The following is a 2,448-nucleotide window of genomic DNA, read 5'->3' on the forward strand; positions in this document are numbered from 1 at the left end:
GTATCCGTCCGGCCAACACATCTTCCTGACGCAACCGCCGAAGGCCATGGTGTCCACCTAATTTAAGTGGACACCATTTCTGGCCCATCAAGCGGATTTTCCATGCACCCTCAGCGCCGCACCTACAGCAAATCTTTCAAAGCCCAGGTCATCCAGGAGTGCTCAGAGCCCGGTGCCTCCATCGCAAACATCGCCTTGGGCTACAGCCTCAATGCCAACCTCGTCCACAAATGGATTCGGCTGCACAATCAAAAAACTGTGGCGCTTCAGCCTGCGTTCATCCCGTTGCATCCGCAGCTGCTTGGCGCTGGAACGCATGCTCAGCCCTTCAGTATCAGTCTTGAAATCCAGCACCCACGCACACCCATCAAGATGACTTGGCCAGTGGAAAGCGCAGCCGCCTGCGCAAGCTTTCTTCGAGAGCTGCTGCGATGATCCGTATCGATACTATCTGGCTCGCTACCGAGCCGATGGACATGCGTGCCGGCACCGACACCGCCATGGCCCGCGTGATTTCAGTGTTCGGTGCGGCGCAGCCGCACTGCGCTTATCTGTTCGCCAACCGCCGCGCCACCCGCATGAAAGTTCTGGTGCATGATGGGTTGGGCATCTGGTTGGCGGCACGTCGGCTCCACCAAGGAAAATTCGCCTGGCCTGGCACGCGCCACGGTTCACAAATGGAGCTGAGCGCCGAACAACTACACGCCTTGATACTGGGCTTGCCTTGGCAAAGAGTTGGCCCCGGAAACGCCATTTCCATCCTCTGAACCGAGCCATGCCCCATCCGGCAGTGCAATTGTCCGATCAGCCTGTCGTCCTGTTTATGCTGATCTGGCAAGATCGTCGGCATGACTTCGATCCCCGACCTCGACCAACTGAATCCCGAACAACTGCGCGCTCTGGCGGCGCAGTTGCTGCAACGCGTCTCGGCGCTCGACGAGCAAGTCGAGACGATGGGCAAGACCGTGCAGGTCATGGACAAGAAGATCCATCACGACAAAACGCTGATCGAAAAACTCAGCCACGAGATCGCCCAGCTCAAGCGCTTCAAGTTCGCCAAACGCAGCGAGCAAATGAGCCCTGAACAAGCCAGTTTGCTTGACGATCTGATCGACACCGATATCGCTGCCATTGAAGCGGAACTGGAGTCGCTACAAGTTACTCCGGTACCTACCCAGGAAAAGCAGAAGCCTAAACGTCGCGCCTTGCCGCCCGAGTTTCCCCGCACGCTGATCCATCACGAGCCGGACAACACGGAGTGTGCCTGTGGCTGCGCGCTCAAACGCATCGGTGAAGATGTCAGCGAGAAGCTCGATTACACACCTGGCGTGTTCACCGTGGAACGCCATATCCGTGGCAAGTGGGTCTGCGACAATTGCGAAACGCTGATCCAGGCCCCAGTGCCGGCGCAGGTGATCGATAAGGGCATCCCTACTGCGGGTTTGTTGGCCCACGTCATGATTGCAAAGTTTGCTGACCACCTACCGCTGTATCGTCAGGAAGCCATGTTTGGCCGCGCCGGCCTGGCTATCCCGCGTTCGACCCTTGCCCAATGGGTTGGCGCCTGCGGTGTGCAGTTGCAGCCACTGGTCGATGCGCTGCGCGAAGTGGTGCTTGAACAGCCGGTCGTTCACGTTGATGAAACGCCGGTGCAAATGCTCATGCCGGGCACGAGGAAAACCCATCGTTCCTATGTTTGGGCCTACGCCACCAGCCCGTTTTGCGAACCATCGGCTGTTGTTTACGACTTCAGCCTCAGCCGGGCCGGCGAGCATGCGCGTAACTTCCTGCAAGACTGGAAGGGGAAGCTGGTCTGCGATGATTTCGGCGGTTACAAGGCCAGCTTCGAACTCGGCGTGACTGAAATCGGCTGCATGGCCCATGCCCGACGCAAGTTCTTCGAACTGCATGCGATGCACAAGAGCACGCTGGCTGAACAAGCCTTGCGTTACATGCAGGCGTTGTACGAGATCGAGGGTGAAACCAAGGATCTGGAACCGGACATACGCCGCCGAATACGGCAAGAAAAGGCGGTGCCGGTGATGAATGCATTGCATGCCTGGATGGTTGCCCAGCGCGATATCGTGCACAACGGTTCGGCCATTGGCAAAGCCTTGGATTATAGCTTGAAACGCTGGACGGCGTTGTCGCGCTACCTCGATGACGGAGCTGTAGCCATTGATAATAATTGGTGTGAAAACCAGATACGGCCTTGGGCGCTGGGGCGCAAGAACTGGCTCTTTGCTGGATCACTACGCAGCGGTAAACGCGCCGCTGCGATCATGAGTTTGATCCAGTCGGCCCGGAACAATGGGCACGATCCGTATGCCTACCTGAAGGATGTGCTGACGCGCCTGCCTACGCAGCGGGCGAGTGAGATTGCTGCGCTGCTGCCGCATAGGTGGCGTCCAGCTTAGTCGTGCAAGACGGTTTGCCCGTACGCTTACG

Annotated in this window: 3 protein-coding genes; all 3 read left to right on the plus strand. The window is 58.0% G+C overall.

The features are described from left to right. Nucleotides 1–102 precede the first annotated feature (102 nt). The 3 genes from F3J44_RS29330 (at nucleotide 103) to F3J44_RS29340 (ending at nucleotide 2,417) form a co-directional block, all read left to right on the plus strand. The gene (locus tag F3J44_RS29330) at nucleotides 103–435 is read left to right on the plus strand and encodes a transposase (protein WP_205300267.1); all 333 of its coding nucleotides are present in this window, start codon (nucleotides 103–105) and stop codon (nucleotides 433–435) included. Continuing rightward, nucleotides 432–767, plus strand: coding sequence for an IS66 family insertion sequence element accessory protein TnpB (gene tnpB / locus F3J44_RS29335; RefSeq protein WP_167277990.1), 336 nt, complete (start codon nucleotides 432–434; stop codon nucleotides 765–767). Before F3J44_RS29330 ends, tnpB begins: the two co-directional genes overlap by 4 nt. Before the next feature lie 81 nt (nucleotides 768–848). Next, nucleotides 849–2,417: an IS66 family transposase gene (locus F3J44_RS29340; protein WP_167277992.1), complete on the plus strand. Its 1,569-nt coding sequence runs from the start codon at nucleotides 849–851 to the stop codon at nucleotides 2,415–2,417. The last annotated feature ends 31 nt before the right edge of the window (nucleotides 2,418–2,448 follow it).

Origin of the sequence: Pantoea sp. Tr-811 (assembly GCF_011752535.1) — a bacterium.
GTDB lineage: Bacteria > Pseudomonadota > Gammaproteobacteria > Pseudomonadales > Pseudomonadaceae > Aquipseudomonas.

Coding starts and splice junctions, on each gene's coding strand:
- F3J44_RS29330 (WP_205300267.1), top strand. CDS start 103: ATGCACCCTCAGCGCCGCACCTACAGCAAATCTTTCAAAGCCCAGGTC.
- tnpB (WP_167277990.1), top strand. CDS start 432: ATGATCCGTATCGATACTATCTGGCTCGCTACCGAGCCGATGGACATG.
- F3J44_RS29340 (WP_167277992.1), top strand. CDS start 849: ATGACTTCGATCCCCGACCTCGACCAACTGAATCCCGAACAACTGCGC.